Source organism: Bradyrhizobium sp. ORS 285 (assembly GCF_900176205.1).
In the GTDB taxonomy this organism is placed as follows: Bacteria; Pseudomonadota; Alphaproteobacteria; order Rhizobiales; family Xanthobacteraceae; genus Bradyrhizobium.
Map to the genome: position 1 here is coordinate 7,224,741 of NZ_LT859959.1, position 13,910 is coordinate 7,238,650.

Below are 13,910 nucleotides of genomic sequence, written 5' to 3' on the forward strand. Positions count from 1 at the left end.
GTCGTGGAGCGGCCCAAGACGGGTGGGACCGCCGTACGCTGACACATACCGGCGGTCCCGTGTCGCTACATCTTGGGGAAACCGACGGAAGAGACGGGGGTCAATCCGGCCGGCCTGAGCGACGCGGCGGACCCTGGGGCATCGGAGCGTGCACTGCAACGCAAACCGTTCCTTAACCTAACCGGTCAAGGTTACCGGAGCTGCCCGGCTATCCGATTGGTAACACGGTGCTTTTTGCAGGGGTGAATCCCCGCAGCGCCGGCCGCGGGAGCATGCTGCGCAACATGTTGCACCCGATGCGGCCGGGCCGCTGGCAGATACCCCGTTCAATCCTTCTTCGCCGCCTTCTTGTCGTCCGCCTTCTTGTCCTCGGACTTGTCGTCCTTGTCCTTGTCCTTGTCCTTCTCCTTGCGCCCGTTCTCCTTGCGGCGGTTGGTGAAGCGGGCGTTGCCGAGGCCGGTGCCGATGGTCAGCACGCCCCAGCGCTCGAATTCCTGCATGAACGGCACCTCGGAGAGGCCCTGGACGACGCCGTCATTGTGCATCAGCACTGCGGTGTCGTGATCGCCGATCATCGGGATCGCCTCGACCAGGCTGGAGGGCAGATTGAACTTGCTGCTCTCCCAATTGCCCGGCAGGTTCTGCGCGCCCTTCTCGATCGAGCCGTCCTCGTTGATGACGCCCGGGCAGGCGATGCCGATGAACGGGGCGAGCCTGAGGCCCTCGGTGTCGGCCTCCTCGATCAGCCCCTTCAGCATCTTGGCGAGCCGCTTCACCGCGCCCTCGCGTGTCGGCTCGTCGTCGGCGTGGCGCCACAGATCGGACTTCCAGACCGAGGCCTTCGACAGGTCCGGTGTCTTCTTCCAGGACGTTTCCACCACGCCGCAGCGGATGTTAGTGCCGCCGATGTCGACCGCGAGGATGCTGTCATGGGCCTCGAAGATCCAGGACGGCGCCAGATGCAGCGCGCCGATCAGCCCGGCATCGTCGGGGTGGTAGCGGATCGGCTCCAGCTCCACCTCAAAGCCCTCGTCCTTCAGGATGATCTCGGTGCGCGCGATCGCGAGCTCGCCGAGCCGCGAGTCGCGGAAGCCGCCGCCGACCACGATGCATTCGGTCTTGGCCCAGGCCTTGGTGCGCAGGAAGCGGCGGGTGACGTGGGCGAGCTCCTGGGCGAACTCCTCGATCGCGGAATGCACCACGGCGGAGGCCTCGGTGTCGTCGCCGACCAGGATCGCGTCCAGCGCCTTCTTGCTGATGGTCTCGCTGTCCTCGTCGCCGAACGGGTCCTTGCCCGATTTGCGCAGCGGCTTGCGCCAGCGCTCCAGGATCTTGCGGAACGCGCCCTTGGAGGCGCGGTCGCCGAGGAAGCCGTCCTCGTCCTTGAGCTCGATGTTGAAGCTGTCGATCTCGACCGACGGCAGCCGCGCGGCGCCGTGACGGGCAATGCCCGTGGTGGTCATGACGTCGTCGGCCATACTGTCCCTGCCCTTCTGCTCCGTGTGCGGGACAACGGCGGACGAAACCGTTGGTTTCGGGGGCGATCCTTTACCTTGACTCGGCGCCTCGGGCCGCTATAAGCCCCCGATCGACCGGCGCGAGCTTCTCGCGCCGATTGTCGTTGCGCGTATCGGACAGGCCGCGATGCCTGGGACACGCCGACGCCGGTCCCGATCGGGCCGGACCGGACTCTCTAAGAAATATGAACCATAACGACTGAACAAGAAGCCGACCCGGGGCGTCAGCGCTCTGAGGCCGGGATCGAACACGAAGGATGAGAACGATGTTCGCAGTCATCAAGACCGGCGGCAAGCAATACCGCGTCGCCCCGGATGATGTGCTCGAGATTGGCAAGATCGACGGTGAACCCGGCACGATCGTGCAGCTGAACGAAGTGCTGGTGGTCGGTGGCGACACCCCGGTGCTGGGCATTCCGGCGGTGGCCGGCGCGTCCGTGGCCGTCGAGGTGCTGGACCACAAGCGTGGCCCCAAGGTCATCGCGTTCAAGAAGCGCCGCCGCAAGAATTCGCGCCGCAAGCGCGGCTACCGGGACGAGCTGACGTTGATCCGCGTCTCGGAGATCCTGACCGACAACGCCAAGCCGACCAAGGGCCCGCGCCCGAAGAAGGCCAAGGCGGAAGCCCCGGCGGCCGACGCCGCGGAGTAAGCGTGCCGGCGCGATCAGCGCGCCGCACCGGCTTTGAAGCTCATCCGCGCGGATTTTTTATCCGCGCTTTGCAATTGTGAATGATCCCTTAGCGGAATCGCGCTAATGGTGATCGCGACATCGGAGACGAGCGATGGCTCATAAAAAGGCAGGCGGTTCATCCCGCAACGGACGCGACTCCAAGGGCAAGCGCCTCGGCATCAAGGCGTTCGGCGGCGAGCGCGTGATTCCCGGCAACATCATTGCGCGTCAGCGCGGCACGACCTGGCATCCCGGCCTCAACGTCGGCATGGGCACCGACCACACGATCTTCGCGAAAGTCGAGGGCGTCGTCGAGTTCCATGACCGTGCCAACCGCACGTTCATCTCGGTACGTCCGGTACTCGCCGAAGCTGCTGAGTAGAATACGGTGGAACGATACGCGTCCGCCGGGTCCTGACAAACCGGCGGAGCGCCAGATGGCTCCAGGGGAGGCGGGACAACCGGCCTCCCCTTTTCATTTTCGCTGATCGATTGATCCCGAAGCGTCGATGGAGCCCGACATGCTGCAGGACATCACCACTCCCACCTTGCGCAAGGCGAGACCTTGCGTCCTCGAGACACCCCGGCTGACGCTGCGTCCGCCCGTGCTCGCGGACGTGACAGCCATTGCCAAGCTCGCCGATGACCGGCGCATTGCCGAGAACACCCGCCGCCTGCCGCATCCCTATTCGGAGGTCGACGCCGCGCGCTTCGTGCGGACGCTGGAGCACAGCGGCGAGACGGCGTTCGTGATCGAGCATCTCGATGCGCCGATCGGCATGGTCGGCATCAACCGGCCGGCCTCGGGGCGCGCCGAGCTCGGCTACTGGCTGGGTGTCGATTATTGGGGCCGCGGCTTCGGTACCGAAGCCGCGCGCGCGGCGATCGATGATTTCTTCGAGGGCGGTGAGGACAATGTGCTGATCGGGCACGCCCGCGTCAGCAATCCAGGTTCGCGCAACATCCTCGAAAAGTGCGGCTTCCAATGGACCGGCGTCGAACTGCACCGCTTCGAGGTGATCGGCTCCTCGGCGCCCGTCGATGCGTTCCGGCTGACCCGCGGCGTGTGGGCGTCGCTGAAGGCGTGGGCGAATACGGGGCGGCGGTAGGTCCCGCGCGCCTTCCAAAATCGGTGTCGTCCCTGCGAACGCAGGGACCCATAACCACCGGCCGTGTTGAGGCAGGCCACTGCCAGCCACGTCCCTCGATAGCTTCCGCGGTATGGGTCCCTGCGTTCGCAGGGACGACAGCGTTGGCGGGGTGAGAGATCGGCCAAACACTCCCTGTCGTCCCGGCCTTGAGCCGGGACCCCAGCCACCGACATCGGTGGTGGATCACGCTGGATCCACAGCCTTCTCCGACGCAGGCTGCACGGAGTCTGGGTCCCGGCTCAAGGCCGGGACGACGGCGGTGGGTGCCGCTACACCGGCGGATTCACCGCGCCCGCGCCCTGCCCCAAACCTCGTTCGCGCAGGTAGATGTAGAGGCCGGCGCCGATGATGATGATGGCGCCGATGATCGTCGCCGGATGCGGCACGTCGCCGAACACGACGAAGCCGAACAGGACGGCCCAGACGATCATCGTGTACTGATAGGGCACGACCACCGAGGCCGGCGCCAGCTTCAGCGAGCGGTTGACGCAGAACAGCGCGGTCACCGAAATGAGGCCGGCGGCGGCGAACAGCACCAGGCTGCCGGGCGTCGGCGTCACCCAGCCGAATGCGGACATGGCAGCACCGAGCAGGAAGGTGCCGACGAATTGCGACGACGCCATCACGATGTCGGGCGTTGAGCGCAGGCTGCGCGTGATCAGCATCAGCACGGCGAACGAGAGGCTGCCGCCGAGCGCGATCAGCGCCGGCAGGCTGAAGGTCTGTGCCGACGGACGCAGCGCAATCAACACGCCGCAAAAGCCGATCAGGATCGCGGTCCAGCGCCGCCAGCCGACATGCTCGCGCAGCACCAGCGCCGACAACGCCGTGACGAAGATCGGCCCGGCGAGATAGTAGGTGATCACGTCGGCGAGCGGCAGATAGACGGTGGCGAGGAAGAACGCCGCGACCTCGAGCGTCGACAGGATCACGCGCACCAGTTGCAGCCAGGGGCGTTCGAGCTGCAGGAATGCACTGCGGTTGCGCCAGATGAACGGCGCGAGCAGCAGCAGCGCCGCGCAGGCGCGCAGCCACAGCAGCTGGCCGACGGCATAGGTCGAGACCAGGAACTTGCCCAGCGCGTCGCCGAACGAGAACATCGCGATCGACAGCAGCATCAGGCCGATGCCGGCCAGCCGCGCGGAACGCTCGTCATTGGCGGTGGAGATTCGGGAGAGCATGCTCATGATCGGGCTGCCTTATCAGGCCCACTGGACCTGCTCCAGCCCTTCCGCGGAAAGCGTGGCGCAGCCCTGCCGCAACCCGGGCGCAAGGCTCGCCCACCCCTTGCGCAGCGCGCGTTTACCGCTCGAAATTAAGGCTTCCGGCCGAATTAAACCCATTCCGCGGTTGCCGTGGCGGCCCACCTCGCCTACGTAGGGCGCATCATGAAATTCCTCGATGAAGCCAAGGTCTATGTGCGCTCCGGCGACGGCGGCAACGGTTGCGTTGCGTTCCGGCGCGAGAAGTTCATCGAGTTCGGCGGACCGAACGGCGGCAATGGCGGCCGCGGCGGCGATGTCATCATCGAGGCCGTCGACGGCCTCAACACCCTGATCGATTACCGCTACCAGCAGCATTTCAAGGCTCAGCGAGGCGGCAACGGCTCCGGCAAGGACTGTCATGGCGCCGGCGGCAAGTCGGTGGTGCTCAAGGTTCCGGTCGGCACCCAGGTGTTCGACGAGGACCGGGAGACGCTGATCCACGACTTCACCGCGGTCGGCGAGCGCTTCGTGCTGTCCGAGGGCGGCAATGGCGGCTTCGGCAACGCCCATTTCAAGACGCCGACCAACCGCGCGCCGCGCCACGCCAATCCCGGCCAGCCCGGCGAGGAGCGCTGGATCTGGCTGCGCATGAAGCTGATCGCCGACGCCGGCCTGGTCGGCCTGCCGAATGCCGGCAAGTCGACCTTCCTGTCTAAGGTCTCGGCCGCCAAGCCGAAGATCGCGGACTATCCGTTCACCACCCTGCATCCGCAGCTCGGCGTCGTGAATGCCGATGGCCGCGAGTTCGTGCTGGCCGACATCCCCGGCCTGATCGAGGGCGCGCATGAGGGCGCCGGCCTCGGCGACCGCTTCCTCGGTCATATCGAGCGCTGCCGCGTGCTGCTGCACCTGGTCGACGCCACCTGCGAGCATGCCGGCAAGGCCTATAAGACCGTGCGGCACGAGCTGGAGGCCTATGCCGGCGAGCTGACCGACAAGGTCGAGATCGTCGCGTTGAACAAGATCGACGCGGTCGATCCGGACGAACTGAAGAAGCAGAAGGACCGCCTGAGGCGCGCGGCGAAGAAGACGCCGCTCTTGATCTCCGGCGCGACCGGCGACGGCGTCAAGGAAGCCTTGCGCAAGCTCGCCGACATCATCGGCGAACAGCCGGTCTCCAACAAGGCCAAGAGCACGGCCGAGACCGCCGCGACCGAGGAGCCGTGGGCGGCCCCGACGCCACCGCAGGGCTGAGCTGAAGCTCAACCTTGCCTCGCGAGCCCCGGCTTGCGACACTCCGCCGCGATCTCTCACTGCATAGCCCCGTCCAGCGCGGACCGCGTCTCAATCACGCAACCGTTCGCCTCGCGACGCGGGCTCGAACCGATCCCGTATCTGCCATGGCCCCCCGTCTCGAAAATTTCCGCCGTATCGTCGTCAAGGTCGGCTCGTCGCTCTTGGTCGATTCCGAGGCCGGCGAGGTCCGCGCCTCCTGGCTCACGGCGCTGGCCGCCGACATCGCCCGGTTGCATGGCCGCGGCTGCGAGGTGCTGGTGGTGTCTTCCGGCTCGATCGCGCTCGGCCGCAGCCGCTTGAGGCTGCCGCGCGGACCGCTGAAACTGGAGGAGAGCCAGGCGGCGGCGGCCGTCGGCCAGATCGCGCTGGCGCGGATCTGGTCGGAGGTGCTCGGCGCCCACGGCATCGGCGCCGGCCAGATCCTGGTGACCTTGCAGGACACCGAGGAGCGCCGGCGGTATCTCAACGCGCGCTCGACGATCGGAAAACTGCTGGAATGGCGCGCGGTGCCGGTGATCAACGAGAACGACACGGTGGCGACCGCCGAGATCCGCTACGGCGACAACGACCGCCTTGCCGCGCGCGTTGCGACCATGGCGAGCGCCGATCTGCTGGTGCTGCTGTCGGACATCGACGGCCTCTACACCGCCCCGCCCGCGCAGGATCCGAACGCGAAGCTGATCCCGGTGGTCGAGAGCATCACCGCCGACATCGAGGCGATGGCCGGCAGCGCCGCGTCCGAGCTCTCGCGCGGCGGCATGAAGACCAAGATCGAGGCCGCCAAGATCGCGACCACCGGCGGCACCCATATGCTGATCGCCTCCGGCAAGATCGAGCATCCGCTGGCCGCGATCGCCAATGGCGGCCGCTGCACCTGGTTCCTGACCCCGGCCAATCCCGTCACCTCGCGCAAACGCTGGATCGCCGGCTCGCTGGAGCCGAAGGGCACGCTGACGATCGACGCCGGCGCCGTCGCCGCGCTGCGCGCTGGGAAGAGCCTGCTGCCGGCCGGCGTGATCAAGGTCGACGGCCAGTTCGCCCGCGGCGATGCCGTGCTGGTGCGCGGGCCGGACACCCACGAGATCGGCCGAGGCCTCGTCGCCTACGACGCCGACGACGCCGAGCGCATCAAGGGCCGCTCCTCGCCGGATGTCGCCGTGATCCTTGGCATGTCCGGCCGCGCCGAGATGATCCACCGCGACGATCTGGTGATCGGGCCGGCGGGGGCGGCAGGCTAGGCTAGGACTTACCCTTCAGCTCCCGTTCGAAATCGCGCCCGCCATAGGCGACCGTCACGATCTCCACGCGCGTCTTGAGGATACGGAAGGCAATTGTGACACGGCGCTCGAAGCCGATGGTCCGCAGTCCTTTGAGGATGTCGTCTCGCCTGGTGCCCCGCTCGGGAAACTGCTCCAGCGCCAAGCAGGTGTCGCGTATCCGCCGCACATAAGCGATCGCAATGGCCGGGCTGCTGTGATCCGCGATGTAGTCGTAAAGGGCCGTCAACTCGGCGTTGGCTTCGTCCCGGAAGACGACCTTACGCCCCACGCTTATTGGCTTTCACACGACGGGCGTGCCGCGCCTCCAGACGCTCGAACACGGTCTCCGCCGGGATACTGGGCTTCTTGTTGGCGAGGGAGGCCTTCACCTTGCTGCGAAGAAAGTCGTCGTAGACGGCCCCGCGCTCGTCCAAGGCACGCAGCGCGTCAGCGAAAACATCGTTAACGTTCTCGTAATGACCGTTTTCCAGCTGGCGCTTCAGCATATCCTGCTGTTTGGCACTCAGCTCGACCTGAAATGCTTTGCTTGGCATGGCGTCCCGCCCTTGATCTCATGGCACCATAGCATAGCCAACGCTTGGGTTTGAGCCTCTCTCCGACCGCTTCGAACAGCGTCACCTGCACTTCGCATCCGGCCGTTTTCCGTGCTACACCATGACCTTAATTCAAGGTTGAACCGCCCATGACCGCGCCTCTCAAAGCCATCGACGGCAGCGCCGATCTGCCCCAGCTGATGAACGACCTCGCCCAGCGCGCCCGTGCGGCGGCGCGGGTGCTGGCGCTGGCGCCGGCCGAGCAGAAGAACCGGGCGCTGGAGGCGATGGAGCGGCTGATCCGTGCCCGCGCGGATGCGATCATTGCCGCCAATGCCGAGGATGTCGCCGAGGCCAAGGCCGGCGGCATGGCGGCGTCGTTCGTCGACCGTCTCACTCTGACGCCGGCGCGCGTCGCCGGCATGGCCGACGGCATCGCCGTCGTGCGCGGCGTCGCCGATCCCGTGGGCGTGGTCACCGAGAGCTGGCAGCGGCCGAACGGGATGACGATCGAGCGTGTCCGGGTGCCGCTCGGCGTGATCGGCGTGATCTTCGAGAGCCGCCCCAACGTCGCAGCCGATGCCGGCGTGCTGTGCCTGAAGTCCGGCAATGCCGTGATCCTGCGCGGCGGCTCGGACTCTTTCCGCTCCTGCCGCGCGATCCATGAGTGCCTGGTCGACGGCCTGCGCGAAGCCGGGCTGCCCGACGCGGCGATCACGCTGGTGCCGACGCGCGACCGCGCCGCGGTGGGCCTGCTGCTGTCCGGCCTGAACGGCGGAGTCGATGTGATCGTGCCGCGCGGGGGAAAAAGCCTCGTCGCGCGCGTCGAGGCCGAGGCGCGCGTGCCGGTGTTCGCGCATCTCGAAGGCGTCAACCACGTCTATGTCGATGGCGCCGCCGACCTCGACATGGCGAAGTCGATCGTGCTGAACGCGAAGATGCGCCGCACCGGCGTCTGCGGCGCCGCCGAGACCCTGCTGATCGATCGGGCGTCGCAGGACAAGATCAAGCCGCTGGTCGAAATGCTGATCGGCGCGGGCTGCGAGGTGCGCGGCGACGATGCCGTGCGCGCAGCCGATGCACGCGTAAAGCCGGCCAGCAACGAGGATTGGGACACCGAATATCTCGACGCGATCATCGCCGCGAAGGTGGTCGATGGCGTCGACGGGGCGATCGCGCATATCCACGCGCACGGCTCGCACCACACCGATGCGATCGTCACCGCGGACGATGCTGTCGCCGACAAGTTCCTCAATGAAGTGGACTCCGCGATCGTGCTGCACAACGCCTCGACGCAGTTCGCCGATGGCGGCGAGTTCGGCTTCGGCGCAGAAATTGGCATCGCCACGGGCAAGTTCCATGCACGCGGGCCCGTCGGGGTCGAGCAGCTGACTAGCTTCAAATACCGCATTCACGGCACCGGTCAGACACGGCCATGACCGCCGCACCCTGTGGTTGAGTTGCGGGAGCAGCAGGCGGTGACAGACGTGACCGACGCCGCCGCCATGCGCCTCGCGGTCCGCCAGACGCTGCCGCCCTACAGCGACGGCATGCGCATCGGCCTGCTCGGCGGCTCGTTCAATCCGCCGCACCAAGCGCACCGTGCGATCAGCCTGTTTGCGCTGAAGCGGCTGCAGCTCGACCGCGTATGGTGGCTGGTGACGCCGGGCAATCCGCTCAAGGACAATGGTGGGCTGCATGCCCTGGCCGAACGCGCCGCCGCGGCGCGCAAGGTTGCCGCCGATCCGCGCATCGAGGTCAGCTGTCTCGAATCCGTCATTGGCACCCGCTACACTGCCGATACCATCGACTATCTGCGCCGGCGTGCGTCACGCCTGCGCTTCGTGTGGATCATGGGCGCCGACAATCTCGCGCAGTTCCATCGCTGGCAGAAGTGGCGGCACATCGCGGCCCAGGTGCCGATTGCCGTGGTCGATCGCCCGCCCCGCAGCTTCCGTGCCCTGAACGCGCCTGCGGCCCGCGCGCTCGCGCGGTATCGCGTTGCCGAGGCCGATGCCAGCCGGCTGGCGGACCGCACCGCGCCGGCCTGGGTTTACCTCACGGGCTTGAAAATGAGCCTGTCGTCGACCGGGCTGAGGAACCCGGACGGCAGCTGGAAGTCTTTCTGAGATCCGCCCGGACTGGTCGGGCGGCACTGGATGTGCATGGAATGACCAATCCCGTCTTGGTCCGAGGCGGGTTTCAGGCGAATACCGGACCGGACAGCCGGGGGACTGGATTGTTGAAACCCAGAACCCCACATGCCTAGTATGGTCTGCAGGCCGGTACGGATTCGGCCTGCGATACAGTGAAAGGAATGGTCCCTGACCACATCTGTATTGTCCCAGTCGGCCTTACCCAAGACCAAGGCAACGACGACCAAGTCGGCGGCTACGAAATCAGCTACCGCCAAGTCAGCGCGTAAGACTCCGACCCAAGATGCGGCCTTACCCGACGCCGGCAAGCCTGACGCGGATAAGACTCTGCGCACGATCCTCTCCCGCCTCGAGGACATGAAGGCGGAGGAGACGGTCACGATCGATCTTCACGGCAAATCGGCTTACTCCGACTACATGGTCATCACCACGGGCCGCTCGAACCGGCACGTCGGATCGATCGCGGAGAACGTCGCCAAAGGCCTGAAGGAAGCCGGAACGAAGAAGCTCCACGTCGAGGGGCTGCCCAATTGCGATTGGGTGCTGATCGATTCCGGCGACGTGATCGTGCACGTGTTCAGGCCCGAGGTCCGTGAGTTCTACAACCTCGAGCGGTTGTGGACGCAGGGTCCGAACCCGGCCAAGACGGTCTAGGCCGCCGAAGGCAGCGCCGGTGCGAATCGCGACGCGCACGTGCTAGGGCGTGCGCATGCGCCTGATCGTGGTCGCCATCGGCCGATTGAAGCAGGGTCCCGAGCGGGAGCTCGCGGAGCGTTACCGCGAGCGCTTCGACGACATCGGCCGCAAGCTCGGCTTTCGCGGCCTCGACATCCATGAGATCCCGGAAAGTCGCGCGCGCGACGCAGCGACCCGCATGGCCGAGGAGGCCGCGGCCATCGCCGCAGCCATCCCCGACAAAGCCGCCGTCGTCTGCCTCGACGAGCGGGGCCAGAACATCGACAGCACAACCTTTGCGGGCCATCTCGGCCGCTGGCGCGACCAGGGCATCCCGGCGACCGTCTTCGTGATCGGCGGCGCCGACGGACTTTCGCCGGAATTCCGGCGCAGAGCCAAGCTCGGGGTTGCTTTCGGCGCCGCGACCTGGCCGCACCAGATCGTCCGCGTCCTGCTGCTCGAGCAAATTTACCGTAGTGCTACGATCCTGGCGGGCCACCCCTATCACCGCGCTTGAATCAGGGACGATGGGAGCACAATAAGGACCTCGATGTTCGCCGCGCGGCCTCCCATTCGCACCTTGATGTCCGTCCGCCGCGGCCGGGCGTGCCACGCGTCGCTAATCGCGCTGATGATCGCCCTGCCGGTCATCCCGGCAGTCGCGCAGAACGGACTTCGCCCGTCGATCTCAGGCGCGACACCGCAAAACCCGCCGACGCCGGAGCAGCTCAAGCAGCGCGAACAGGAGCTCGAGGCTGCGCGCGCCGCGCAAAAGGCCGCAGCCGAGGCGCAGGAGCGGCTCAAATCCGACATCGCGTCGCTCGGCGAGGATCGCGGCAAGCTCAATCAGCAGCTGATCGACGTCGCCGCGCAGGTGCGCACCGTGGAGACCCGCGTCGGCGAGGCCGAAATCCGGCTGCGCGGGCTCGATGGCCGCGAGCAGGACCTGCGCACCTCGCTGGAGGCGCGGCGCACGGAGATCATCGAGGTGCTGGCCGCGCTGCAACGCGCCGGCCGCCGCACACCGCCGGCCTTGCTGGTCCGGCCCGAGGACGCGCTGCAATCGCTGCGTACCGCCATGCTGCTGGGCTCGGTGATTCCCGAGATGCGCGGCCGTGCCGAAAAGCTCTCGACCGATCTCGGCGAACTCGTCGCGATCCGCAAGACCATTGCCTCCGAGCGCGACAAGCTCGCCGGCGATCGCGACAGGCTGAGGACCGACCAGACCCGCCTTGCCGCCCTGGTGGAGGAGCGCCAGCGCAAGCAGGCCTCCGCCGAAAAGGACATGGAAGCGGAGAGCGCCCGCGCCGCCGTGCTCGCCCAGCAGATCGACTCGCTGCAGAGCCTGATCACGACCATGGAGCTCGACCTCAAGAGCGCCGCCAAGGCCGCGTCGACGGCGAGCCTGCAGGGCGTCCCGGTCAACGCCAAGCCGGACGCAAATGCGCTGCGCAACCCCGCGCGCAAGGCGCCGGCAATTGCGTTCGCCTCGACCAAGGGGATGCTGACCTATCCGGTCAACGGCAACAAGATTCGCGAATTCGGCGCGTCAGACGGCGCCGGCGGTTCCGATAAAGGCATTTCTTTGGCAGCCCGGCCCGGCGCCCAGGTCACAACCCCGTGTGATGGCTGGGTTGTTTATGCCGGCCCCTTCCGCAGCTACGGACAACTCTTGATCCTCAACGCCGGTGGCGGGTATCATGTCCTGATCGCCGGGATGGAGCGCATTTCCGTCAACATCGGGCAGTTTGTTCAGACGGGAGAGCCGGTCGCGACCATGGGTACAACGTCCCAAGTCGCCTCCATTCTCGCAACGAATGCGAGTCAACCAGTGCTCTATGTCGAGTTCCGCAAGGACGGCACTCCAATCGATCCAGGCCCATGGTGGGCCGCAAATGAAGGCGAAAAGGTACGCGGATGATGCGTAAGACTTCGGTAATTCTCCTGAGCGCGGCCACCGGTGCGGCACTGACCCTGTTCGTGTCGCAACCGCGCGCGGTGTTGATGGGATCGACCGCGCGCGCCGCGACCTCCGATACCTATCGCCAGCTCAACCTGTTCGGCGACGTGTTCGAGCGGGTGCGCAGCGACTATGTCGAGAAGCCCGACGATTCGAAGCTCGTCGAATCCGCGATCAGCGGCATGCTTTCCGGCCTCGATCCGCATTCGAGCTACATGGATGCGAAGAGCTTCCGTGACATGCAGGTGCAGACCCGCGGCGAGTTCGGCGGCCTCGGCATCGAGGTCACGATGGAGGACGGCCTGATCAAGGTGGTGTCGCCGATCGACGATACGCCGGCGTCCAAGGCCGGCATCCAGGCCAACGACATCATCACCAATCTCGACGACGAAGCCGTGCAGGGCCTGACCCTCAACCAGGCCGTCGAGAAGATGCGCGGTCCGGTTGGCACCAAGATCAAGCTGAAGGTCATGCGCAAGGGCGCCGACAATCCGCTCGACGTCACGCTGACCCGCGACAACATTCGTGTCCGCTCGGTGCGCTCGCGCCCGGAGAGCGACGACATCGCCTATATCCGCATCACCACCTTCAACGAGCAGACCACCGAAGGCTTGAAGAAGAGCATCGCGGATCTGCAGGGCTCGATCGGCGACAAGCTCAAGGGCTACATCATCGACCTGCGCAACAACCCGGGCGGCCTGCTCGAAGAGGCCGTGACGGTGTCGGATGCGTTCCTGGAGCGCGGCGAGATCGTGTCGACCCGCGGCCGCAATGCCGAGGAGACGCAGCGCCGCTCGGCGCATGCCGGCGACCTCACCAAGGGCAAGCCGGTCATCGTGCTGATCAACGGCGGCTCGGCTTCGGCCTCGGAGATCGTGGCGGGCGCACTGCAAGACCACAAGCGCGCGACCCTGGTCGGCACGCGCTCGTTCGGCAAGGGCTCGGTGCAGACCATCATCCCGCTCGGCGCCGGCAACGGCGCGCTGCGCCTGACCACCGCGCGCTACTACACGCCGTCCGGCAAGTCGATCCAGGCCAAGGGCATCGTGCCCGACATCGAAGTCCTGCAGGACGTGCCCGAGGAGCTGAAGTCGCGCACCGACACCAAGGGCGAGGCTTCGCTGCGCGGCCACCTCAAGAACGACGGCGACGAGAAGACCGGCTCGCAGTCCTACGTGCCGCCGGATGCCAAGGACGACAAGGCGCTCAAGATGGCGGCGGACCTGCTGCACGGCATCAAGAACAGCGCCAATACGCCCGCGCCGACCGAAAAGGCTGCTGCCGACAAGCCAGCCAAAGCAGCCAACTAAGCCTGCGAACTCAGCAGCGGACGAATATCCGATTTCAAGGGCGGCCTTCGGGCCGCCCTTTGCTTTAGGGGAGGCCTGCCGGGGCTCCGCCGATCTACGGGCTTGCGGACACTGCGCCTGCACCCGAATCCACGCCGTGGTATCGTTGACCCGATT

Annotated in this window: 15 protein-coding genes; 11 read left to right on the forward strand and 4 right to left on the reverse strand. The window is 66.6% G+C overall.

The window, feature by feature from the left end:
* Positions 1–326: 326 nt before the first annotated feature.
* Positions 327–1,478 (reverse strand): ROK family protein, encoded by a 1,152-nt coding sequence (locus BRAD285_RS32400; RefSeq protein ID WP_006615110.1) that lies wholly within the window; start codon positions 1,476–1,478, stop codon positions 327–329.
* 305 nt (positions 1,479–1,783) lie between these two features.
* On the opposite strand from BRAD285_RS32400, the gene rplU reads away from it, so the two are divergent.
* The 3 genes from rplU to BRAD285_RS32415 all read left to right on the forward strand — a co-directional run bounded on the left by rplU (position 1,784) and on the right by BRAD285_RS32415 (position 3,297).
* Complete coding sequence (rplU, locus tag BRAD285_RS32405) at positions 1,784–2,167, forward strand: 50S ribosomal protein L21 (RefSeq protein WP_035648644.1); 384 nt, start codon at positions 1,784–1,786, stop codon at positions 2,165–2,167.
* A 133-nt stretch (positions 2,168–2,300) separates the two neighbouring features.
* On the forward strand, positions 2,301–2,570 hold the full coding sequence (gene rpmA, locus BRAD285_RS32410; protein ID WP_006615112.1) for a 50S ribosomal protein L27: 270 nt from the start codon (positions 2,301–2,303) through the stop codon (positions 2,568–2,570).
* A 139-nt stretch (positions 2,571–2,709) separates the two neighbouring features.
* A complete protein-coding gene (locus BRAD285_RS32415) occupies positions 2,710–3,297 on the forward strand; it encodes a GNAT family N-acetyltransferase (RefSeq protein ID WP_006615113.1) in 588 nt (195 codons plus the stop codon).
* Positions 3,298–3,608: 311 nt separating this feature from the next.
* On the opposite strand, the gene BRAD285_RS32420 is transcribed toward BRAD285_RS32415, so the two are convergent.
* Positions 3,609–4,526, reverse strand: coding sequence for a DMT family transporter (locus BRAD285_RS32420; RefSeq protein WP_006615114.1), 918 nt, complete (start codon positions 4,524–4,526; stop codon positions 3,609–3,611).
* A 201-nt stretch (positions 4,527–4,727) separates the two neighbouring features.
* Here BRAD285_RS32420 and obgE point away from each other — a divergent pair, with 201 nt between their 5' ends.
* Entirely contained in the window at positions 4,728–5,798 is a 1,071-nt protein-coding gene (gene obgE, locus BRAD285_RS32425) for a GTPase ObgE (protein WP_006615115.1), read from the forward strand.
* A gap of 146 nt (positions 5,799–5,944) precedes the next feature.
* Positions 5,945–7,078: a glutamate 5-kinase gene (gene proB, locus BRAD285_RS32430; RefSeq protein WP_006615116.1), complete on the forward strand. Its 1,134-nt coding sequence runs from the start codon at positions 5,945–5,947 to the stop codon at positions 7,076–7,078.
* 1 nt (position 7,079) lies between these two features.
* Here the strand turns inward: proB and BRAD285_RS32435 are convergent, their stop codons facing one another.
* A complete protein-coding gene (locus tag BRAD285_RS32435; RefSeq protein ID WP_006615117.1) occupies positions 7,080–7,388 on the reverse strand; it encodes a type II toxin-antitoxin system RelE/ParE family toxin in 309 nt (102 codons plus the stop codon).
* A complete protein-coding gene (locus BRAD285_RS32440; RefSeq protein ID WP_006615118.1) occupies positions 7,378–7,653 on the reverse strand; it encodes a hypothetical protein in 276 nt (91 codons plus the stop codon). The genes BRAD285_RS32435 and BRAD285_RS32440 overlap by 11 nt, the downstream gene beginning before the upstream one ends.
* Positions 7,654–7,802: 149 nt before the next feature.
* On the opposite strand from BRAD285_RS32440, the gene BRAD285_RS32445 reads away from it, so the two are divergent.
* The 6 genes from BRAD285_RS32445 (at position 7,803) to BRAD285_RS32470 (ending at position 13,754) form a co-directional block, all read left to right on the forward strand.
* The gene (locus BRAD285_RS32445; protein WP_006615119.1) at positions 7,803–9,092 is read left to right on the forward strand and encodes a glutamate-5-semialdehyde dehydrogenase; all 1,290 of its coding nucleotides are present in this window, start codon (positions 7,803–7,805) and stop codon (positions 9,090–9,092) included.
* Between the two features lie 111 nt (positions 9,093–9,203).
* Positions 9,204–9,782 carry a nicotinate-nucleotide adenylyltransferase gene (locus tag BRAD285_RS32450; RefSeq protein WP_006615120.1) on the forward strand — a complete coding sequence of 193 codons (579 nt, stop codon included), beginning with the start codon at positions 9,204–9,206 and terminating at the stop codon, positions 9,780–9,782.
* A gap of 384 nt (positions 9,783–10,166) precedes the next feature.
* Complete coding sequence (gene rsfS / locus BRAD285_RS36470; protein ID WP_006615121.1) at positions 10,167–10,463, forward strand: ribosome silencing factor; 297 nt, start codon at positions 10,167–10,169, stop codon at positions 10,461–10,463.
* A 55-nt stretch (positions 10,464–10,518) separates the two neighbouring features.
* On the forward strand, positions 10,519–11,001 hold the full coding sequence (rlmH, locus tag BRAD285_RS32460) for a 23S rRNA (pseudouridine(1915)-N(3))-methyltransferase RlmH (RefSeq protein ID WP_035648647.1): 483 nt from the start codon (positions 10,519–10,521) through the stop codon (positions 10,999–11,001).
* 33 nt (positions 11,002–11,034) lie between these two features.
* Positions 11,035–12,405, forward strand: coding sequence for a murein hydrolase activator EnvC (locus BRAD285_RS32465; RefSeq protein ID WP_006615123.1), 1,371 nt, complete (start codon positions 11,035–11,037; stop codon positions 12,403–12,405).
* On the forward strand, positions 12,402–13,754 hold the full coding sequence (locus BRAD285_RS32470) for a S41 family peptidase (protein WP_006615124.1): 1,353 nt from the start codon (positions 12,402–12,404) through the stop codon (positions 13,752–13,754). The genes BRAD285_RS32465 and BRAD285_RS32470 overlap by 4 nt, the downstream gene beginning before the upstream one ends.
* Positions 13,755–13,910: the final 156 nt, after the last annotated feature.

Bases quoted from the DNA above. Each gene is read 5' to 3' on its own strand.
- BRAD285_RS32445 (WP_006615119.1), top strand. From the start codon at position 7,803: ATGACCGCGCCTCTCAAAGCCATCGACGGCAGCGCCGATCTGCCCCAG.
- BRAD285_RS32470 (WP_006615124.1), top strand. From the start codon at position 12,402: ATGATGCGTAAGACTTCGGTAATTCTCCTGAGCGCGGCCACCGGTGCG.
- proB (WP_006615116.1), top strand. From the start codon at position 5,945: ATGGCCCCCCGTCTCGAAAATTTCCGCCGTATCGTCGTCAAGGTCGGC.
- BRAD285_RS32465 (WP_006615123.1), top strand. From the start codon at position 11,035: ATGTTCGCCGCGCGGCCTCCCATTCGCACCTTGATGTCCGTCCGCCGC.
- BRAD285_RS32420 (WP_006615114.1), bottom strand. From the start codon at position 4,526: ATGAGCATGCTCTCCCGAATCTCCACCGCCAATGACGAGCGTTCCGCG.
- BRAD285_RS32400 (WP_006615110.1), bottom strand. From the start codon at position 1,478: ATGGCCGACGACGTCATGACCACCACGGGCATTGCCCGTCACGGCGCC.
- BRAD285_RS32415 (WP_006615113.1), top strand. From the start codon at position 2,710: ATGCTGCAGGACATCACCACTCCCACCTTGCGCAAGGCGAGACCTTGC.
- BRAD285_RS32440 (WP_006615118.1), bottom strand. From the start codon at position 7,653: ATGCCAAGCAAAGCATTTCAGGTCGAGCTGAGTGCCAAACAGCAGGAT.
- obgE (WP_006615115.1), top strand. From the start codon at position 4,728: ATGAAATTCCTCGATGAAGCCAAGGTCTATGTGCGCTCCGGCGACGGC.
- rsfS (WP_006615121.1), top strand. From the start codon at position 10,167: ATGAAGGCGGAGGAGACGGTCACGATCGATCTTCACGGCAAATCGGCT.
- BRAD285_RS32450 (WP_006615120.1), top strand. From the start codon at position 9,204: ATGCGCATCGGCCTGCTCGGCGGCTCGTTCAATCCGCCGCACCAAGCG.
- rpmA (WP_006615112.1), top strand. From the start codon at position 2,301: ATGGCTCATAAAAAGGCAGGCGGTTCATCCCGCAACGGACGCGACTCC.
- rlmH (WP_035648647.1), top strand. From the start codon at position 10,519: ATGCGCCTGATCGTGGTCGCCATCGGCCGATTGAAGCAGGGTCCCGAG.
- rplU (WP_035648644.1), top strand. From the start codon at position 1,784: ATGTTCGCAGTCATCAAGACCGGCGGCAAGCAATACCGCGTCGCCCCG.